This window comes from Marinicrinis lubricantis (genome assembly GCF_042658665.1).
GTDB classification, from domain to species: Bacteria; Bacillota; Bacilli; order Paenibacillales; family KCTC-33676; genus Marinicrinis; species Marinicrinis lubricantis.
Genome location: NZ_JBHSQV010000110.1, coordinates 1 through 6,846 on the forward strand (window position 1 = coordinate 1; position 6,846 = coordinate 6,846).

Sequence of the window (6,846 nt, forward strand, 5' to 3'; positions counted from 1 at the left end):
ACCAGAAATTCTGCAGGTCTGCCCATTTTTTGCCATTCAAGTCAACTAAGTCGAAATAGGGGTTCAACTGGACCTGGAATTCTGTTGCGTATTTCTCAAAAACGGAATTATGCAAAATGCTCATATACAAATAGTATAACAATATTTCATATCGCAGTGAGGAGATGAGCAGCATAATGTAACAAAAATTGTGCTGAAGAAGAATGAATATTTCGCACAATTTGAAGTGTGAATGAAAATGGGCAAAGTGCAGCAGAGATTCGCTGTTCATATTTTAATGTAGGAGGCGAGTCAGACTTGTCGATTTATGGCAGTTGACTACGGGTAGGGATGAATCAATATTCTTGAAAGAATAAAAATTCTCAAGGCTATGAAAAAGGTTGTGTGTAAACATTCATGGCGGGGGAAGAGGAGGAAAGAGTACCTTGAAAACCCGGCCACTTGACTGCCAGATTCAAACGAAAAACTGGATAAATAAACGGAAAATAGACCATAATTATGAAATGAGAAACGTTTTCAAACTAAAATCGAGAACGGTTTCATCGGAAAATTGAATTGATTCCAGATAAAATTAATAACACAATAGAGCTAAGCAAAGGCTTTTACAATTTAGACACCAAAGTGTACGAAAAATGTCATATAAACGCATATTGTAAACGCACACATGTGATATTTTAGGTTGGATGGACAATTATGGTATAGTTTAGAGTCAGAACCATGAACTCACTTACGGTTAAAGCTGGCTTTTTCCTGCAATATGAGCAGCCATCTTTGCAAAATGAGTATAGGAGGAAATCATCATGTCCGCTGAAGACGCACATAAGCGTTGGATCTGGGCCAATTACTACGGTCCAAACTTAGGTTATATTCAAGAGCAGTATGAGAAATTTGCAAACGACCCCGAGTCCGTTGAACCGGCTTTCAGGGAATTGTTCGCGCGTTATGGCCAACCGAGTTCACCTGAAGCCGCAGGTTCTTCTCAGCCTCAAACATATGCAGAGGTCAAAGCACCAACCGCCGCACTTGACAGCCGCATATTAAAGAAGGTTGTGGATGCGGTGAAGCTGATCAACAATATTCGGACGTATGGTCATCTGAAAGCAGATATCGATCCACTCGGTCTTTCACCTAAGACGGATACGTATCTGTTCAATCCGGAAACCTACAAGCTGAGTAAAGCAGACCTCGAAGCTATGCCAGCATCCTTATTGTGGGAGAACACGCCTTCTGATGTTCGCACAGGCTGGGATGTAGTGCAGCGGTTACGGCAAATTTACACTCGTACGATCGCTTATGAATTTAGTCATGTGCATGATGACAAAGAGCGGGATTGGTTGAATCTTTACGCAGAGTCCTCTGAATGGCCGGCATCGCTAACCGCCGAGGAAAGAGTGGCATTATTAAATAGATTGATTGAAGTAGAGCAATTCGAACAGTTTCTTCATCGTACTTTTGCTGGACAAAAGCGATTTTCGATTGAGGGAAATGATGTTTTAGTTCCGATGCTGGATGAAATTGTGCGTCTGCTGGGCAATGGCGGCGCTGAATATATTTTAATGGGTATGGCACACCGCGGACGCTTGAATGTTCTTGCTCATGTGCTAGATAAGCCATATGATGCGATCTTTTCAGAGTTCCACCATTCACCGAATAAAGAATTCGGTCTTTCCGAAGGATCGATGGGAATTGGCTGGACGGGCGATGTGAAGTACCATCTTGGTGCTAATCGCTCTGTTAAGCATGGCGAGGCAATTGAGACCAGGGTCGTTCTTGCGAATAACCCGAGCCACTTGGAATATGTCAATCCAATTGTTGAAGGATTCACTAGAGCAGCGCAAGAAGATCGCAAGCATGCCGGATTTCCTAAGCAGGACATTAATAAGGCTGCTACCGTCATAATGCATGGTGACGCGGCGTTTCCGGGAGAAGGCGTTGTCGCCGAGACATTAAACTTCAATAAACTTAACGGCTATCAAAACGGTGGTACGATTCATATCATCGTTAACAACCGGCTTGGGTTTACCACGAATAGTGAAGATTCTCGGTCTACACATTATGCGAGCGATTTAGCCAAAGGTTTTGAAATCCCGATTGTCCATGTTAATGCGGATGATCCGGAAGCTTGCATCACGGCTGTAAGAATGGCTTGTGCATACCGTAATACCTTCAAGAAAGATTTCCTGATTGATTTAATCGGATATCGCAGACATGGGCACAACGAGATGGATGATCCAGAAGCTACGCAACCGCTGGTGTACAGCAAAGTAAAGAAACATCCTACAGTTGATGTGCTGTATTCCGATCAATTGAAGCGCCAGGGGATCATTACTGAAGAGAAATGGAAGCAATTGAACGATGCTGTCACGCAAAAGCTTCAATCTGCATATGAGCAGATGAAAGAAGCACAGGATCGGGAAAGTCGGGGTAAGAAGAGCAAGGGGAAAGCATCAATCCAACCATTGAAGATTACGACGTCTGTATCCGCAAATACGCTGAAAGAAATCAATACGAATATGCTTAAATACCCTGATTCCTTCAAGGTTTATCCGAAGCTGCAGCGGATTTTGCAGCGCCGTGCGACCGCATTGGAGCCGGGTGAGAAAGTGGATTGGGCACTCGGAGAGGCACTCGCCTTTGCGACCATTTTAGCCGATGGTACGCCAATTCGCATCAGCGGTCAGGATTCTGAGCGTGGAACATTCGCTCACCGTCATCTCATGCTGCACGATTACGAAACGGGCAAAAAATATTCGCCGCTGCACAGGCTGCCTCAAGCGAAGGCTTCCTTTGCAATCCATAACAGCCCGCTGTCTGAGGAATCCGTGCTCGGCTACGAATATGGATATAACGTTTTCGCTCCGGAGACGCTTGTCATCTGGGAAGCACAGTTCGGTGATTTTGCTAATGCGGCTCAGGTCATTTTTGACCAATTTATTTCAGCAGGCCGAGCGAAATGGCATCAAAATTCTAGTTTAGTAATGCTGCTCCCTCATGGATATGAAGGTCAGGGGCCAGAGCATTCCAGTGCCAGACTCGAAAGATTTTTGCAGCTTTCTGCCGAGGACAACTGGATGGTCGCAAATTTAACAACCGCGTCTCAATACTTCCATCTGCTCAGACGCCAAGCTTCGATCGGTGGAACGGAGCATGCTCGTCCATTGGTGATGATGTCTCCGAAGAGCTTGATTCGTAATCCGCGTTCAGCATCTGACGCTTCTGAATTCAGCGAAGGTGCATTCCGTCCGGTGTTGGAAGAACCGCTGCTTGGTTCGAAACCGGAAAAGGTTGAACGGATTGTCTTGTGCAGCGGAAAAGTGGCTTTGGATCTTGAAGCCGAGATTGAGTCAGATCAAGAAAAATCGTGGGATTGGCTGCACATTATTCGAGTAGAGCAGCTGTATCCGTTCCCGGAAGAGGAAATTAGAGAAGTTTTAAAACGATATAAACAAACTAGAGAAATTGTGTGGGTACAGGAAGAACCGAAAAATATGGGTGCATGGAGTTATATGGAACCGCGTCTTCGTTCTGTAGCTCCCGATGGAGCGAATGTATTCTATGTAGGTCGACCTGAGCGATCCAGTACAGCAACCGGATTTTCAGATGTTCATAGTATGGAGCAGCAGCTCATCTTGACATCAGCCTTAAAGCACAATTCGTTCGTAACTAATTCATAGGGGAGGAAGCGGCAATGGCTGAAATCAAAGTACCAGAATTGGGAGAATCGATATCTGAAGGCACATTGGTGAAATGGATTGTTAAGGAAGGAGATTCCGTAAATCAGGGAGATGTGCTCGCTGAGCTTGAAACAGATAAGGTGAATTTGGAAATCAGTGCGGAAGAGAGCGGAGTCGTACAGAAGCTGGTTCGCGCTGAAGGAGATAACGTATTAGTTGGAGAAGTCATTGCGGTTATTGGAGCAGCAGATACAGCTGCTGCTCCGCAAATCATTACGGAGAAACAATCTGCCGCAGAGGCACCTTCTGTTCCTGCTGAGCAGCCGGCGACGAGTCCTGCGGCTCCGGCTGCAGTTGTATCCTCGGATGTGTTGGCTACACCGGCAGCCAGAAAATACGCTCGTGAGAAAGGGATTGATCTCAGAGAAGTTCCTTCTAGAGATCCTTTCGGCAGAGTGAATCAAGAAGATGTTAAATCTCATGCAGCTGCAGTTTCTTCTGCGCCAAGTCCTGTACCAAGCGCACCTCAGCAAGGTATTATTTTCGAAACTAGCTCTGAGGCAAGTGCCAAGCCTGTAGAACGCCGTCGCATGTCCAGACGTCGTCAAACGATTGCGAATCGTTTGGTCCAAGCGCAACACACTGCTGCCATGCTAACGACATTTAACGAAGTCGATATGACTGCGATTCTTGATGTCCGTAAGCGCCGCAAAGATGCATTCAAGGAAAAATACGATGTAAATCTAGGCTTCATGTCCTTCTTCACAAAGGCAGTCGTCGGTGCGTTGAAAACATATCCACTGCTTAATGCCGAAATTGACGGGGACGATATTCTTGTTAAGAAATTTTATGACATTGGAATTGCAGTATCTGCGAAAGAAGGTCTCGTCGTTCCGGTAGTACGGGACGCGAATAAGCTGGGATTTGCAGAAATTGAGAAAGAGATCTTGACGCTGGCCAATAAGGCAAGATCTAATACATTGTCCTTAGCAGAGCTGCAGGGCGGTACGTTCACGATCACGAACGGCGGAGTATTCGGTTCTCTATTATCTACTCCAATTTTGAATGCTCCTCAAGTCGGAATCTTGGGAATGCATAAAATTCAGCTGAGACCTGTTGCGATCGATGCTGAGCGCATGGAGAACCGTCCAATGATGTATATCGCATTATCTTATGACCATCGAATCGTAGACGGCGCAGAGGCTGTTGGGTTCTTGGTAAAAGTGAAAGAGCTTCTCGAAGATCCAGAATCTCTGCTCCTCGAAGGGTAATGCAGATACAGCTTACGGTTTCTTAATACTTTTCAATTCCATGATCATTCGCGATGAAATATCGCGGATGATTTTTTTTACCACAACAGATCAATCCATTTCATAAATGATCTAAATACCGAATTTGTAACGACATATGGATCGATTGAATCGTTTGATACAACAAGTCTTGATTAAAGCTGCTGAAGGTATTATGAAATTGATTTGGATAGTTAACCTTACTTAAGCACTTAAAAGTGAATGGGTTTTCGAAAATGAGATAAAAAGATGCCAGTAGAAAGTTAGACTTACGAAACAGTTTGGATTGAAAACTTAGGAGTTGCTCAACATTTAAAACCTCAGTTAGGGGTGGGTTCATTCCATGGAAACCACGGAGTAGTCATGGTAATATGATAGTTGCAATGAGAAATGAAGCGACCGGTAGGGAATTTTCTCTGAAACGATGGATAATGGTCATCCTCAGCAGTCTTATGATGGCAGGATGGACGACAGGCTGTTCAGGTAAGTCGTTTACGCCCGTTGAAGTCCGACAAGACGAACCTTCGGATGTTTCTGTTCAGCGAACTGCATTAACCGAGGAACAATATGCGATGAATTTCGCCGTACTTCGGGATGAACTTGAGAACGGGTTTCAACAGCTTGGTTCGATTTTGCAAGAGGATGAAATATCAAAAGAACTTTCAGCCCTGCAAATCGAAAGCATACAAAAGATATTGAATAAATATCGTCGCCGTTACACAAAGGAATAGTTTTGGCTTGAAGCAATCCATCCAATGCCCAAACCGTGGAAGAACAGGATGAATGAAAAGAGGTGATTCAGATGGCAAAGAAAAAGAAAGCCGCACATCGACATGCTTCTCCGATTTCCCAGGATAAGCCAGCTACACTGAAGGACATGTTACGTCCTGGTGTACTGGAGGAGTTGAAAGCGCAGGCTGCTCAACTGAAAGCGGAAGAAGAGACGCGAAGGGAACAGCGACGAAAAGAAGCAGAAGAAGCGCGGATAGCGGAGCAAAAAAGGTTGGAGAACGATTTCGAGTATTTATTGAAAAATAGTGATCTGGATTGGAAAAAGTATAAATAGTTGGATGTGGGTTCCGGCTCAAAGTCAAATCGAAACATCGTATAAACTAAAGGGATGCTTTTTGGAAGCATCCCTTTAGATTATTGCGGCAAAGGTGTTGGTGTAGGAGCGGCGAACCCACTCGAATAGGTTTGTTCGATTTGGCTGCGAATTTCTTCGATAGATTTTCCACTTTCAGCTAATTGAACTGAAATGAGCGCTGTTTCTAGGCAGACCTGACAACGTGTACCATGATCATCCCAAATGAGCGTTACATTTTCCTCCTTACTGGCGACAAAACAATTCAAGTTGCTGCGATGGCCAGCAGCCTCACCGCATCCACAATAGCACGGAATCCATTGCAGAATTTCGGCATGGTTAGCGGCAAGCTGGTAAATGGCCTTCATTTGCTCATCGGCCACATCTAAGAATGAAGGTAATTGCTTAACAGATGCGGTAGTTTCTCGGATATCGCCATTGGGCATTTGTATCATACGTTCAGTCGAACCGGCAGAAGTATGTATGTCATGATGTACTTCGGTTTGCTCCCCTGGGTTGCTTCCACAGGCAGAAAGCACAAGCAGACTCAGGATAGAAAAGAAGATTAGCTTTGGCTTCATAGTCGATTTCTCCTTGTACTTAAAGATGCTTTTCTATTTTAACATATGACGTCTACGCTGATATGAAAAAAAAGCCTATCCCAAGCTGAAATGATATTATCCCCTTTAAGTAGACAATGTTAAAAAACCTACAGTACGCTGTAGATAACATTTTACTTAAAGGGGATTTTTCTATGTCGAGAAAAAATAATACGTATTCAAATGAATTGAAATTAGAA

5 protein-coding genes are annotated in these 6,846 nt (G+C 44.3%); 4 read left to right on the top strand and 1 reads right to left on the bottom strand.

Annotation, left to right across the window (positions count from 1 at the left end; translation table 11 throughout):
* Positions 1-800: 800 nt before the first annotated feature.
* From ACFPXP_RS08720 to ACFPXP_RS08735, 4 genes are all read left to right on the top strand, one after another.
* On the top strand, positions 801-3,674 hold the full coding sequence (locus ACFPXP_RS08720; RefSeq protein WP_379893838.1) for a 2-oxoglutarate dehydrogenase E1 component: 2,874 nt from the start codon (positions 801-803) through the stop codon (positions 3,672-3,674).
* Positions 3,675-3,688: 14 nt separating this feature from the next.
* Positions 3,689-4,945 carry a 2-oxoglutarate dehydrogenase complex dihydrolipoyllysine-residue succinyltransferase gene (gene odhB, locus ACFPXP_RS08725; RefSeq protein ID WP_379893839.1) on the top strand — a complete coding sequence of 419 codons (1,257 nt, stop codon included), beginning with the start codon at positions 3,689-3,691 and terminating at the stop codon, positions 4,943-4,945.
* A 389-nt stretch (positions 4,946-5,334) separates the two neighbouring features.
* Complete coding sequence (locus ACFPXP_RS08730; protein WP_379893840.1) at positions 5,335-5,694, top strand: hypothetical protein; 360 nt, start codon at positions 5,335-5,337, stop codon at positions 5,692-5,694.
* Between the two features lie 71 nt (positions 5,695-5,765).
* Positions 5,766-6,029 (top strand): YqkE family protein, encoded by a 264-nt coding sequence (locus ACFPXP_RS08735; protein WP_379893841.1) that lies wholly within the window; start codon positions 5,766-5,768, stop codon positions 6,027-6,029.
* Positions 6,030-6,109: 80 nt separating this feature from the next.
* Here ACFPXP_RS08735 and ACFPXP_RS08740 read toward each other — a convergent pair whose 3' ends face one another.
* Positions 6,110-6,628: a PCYCGC motif-containing (lipo)protein gene (locus ACFPXP_RS08740; protein WP_379893842.1), complete on the bottom strand. Its 519-nt coding sequence runs from the start codon at positions 6,626-6,628 to the stop codon at positions 6,110-6,112.
* Positions 6,629-6,846: the final 218 nt, after the last annotated feature.

Excerpts from the sequence above, each read along its gene's own strand:
- ACFPXP_RS08720 (WP_379893838.1), top strand. The coding sequence starts at position 801 with ATGTCCGCTGAAGACGCACATAAGCGTTGGATCTGGGCCAATTACTAC.
- odhB (WP_379893839.1), top strand. The coding sequence starts at position 3,689 with ATGGCTGAAATCAAAGTACCAGAATTGGGAGAATCGATATCTGAAGGC.
- ACFPXP_RS08730 (WP_379893840.1), top strand. The coding sequence starts at position 5,335 with ATGATAGTTGCAATGAGAAATGAAGCGACCGGTAGGGAATTTTCTCTG.
- ACFPXP_RS08735 (WP_379893841.1), top strand. The coding sequence starts at position 5,766 with ATGGCAAAGAAAAAGAAAGCCGCACATCGACATGCTTCTCCGATTTCC.
- ACFPXP_RS08740 (WP_379893842.1), bottom strand. The coding sequence starts at position 6,628 with ATGAAGCCAAAGCTAATCTTCTTTTCTATCCTGAGTCTGCTTGTGCTT.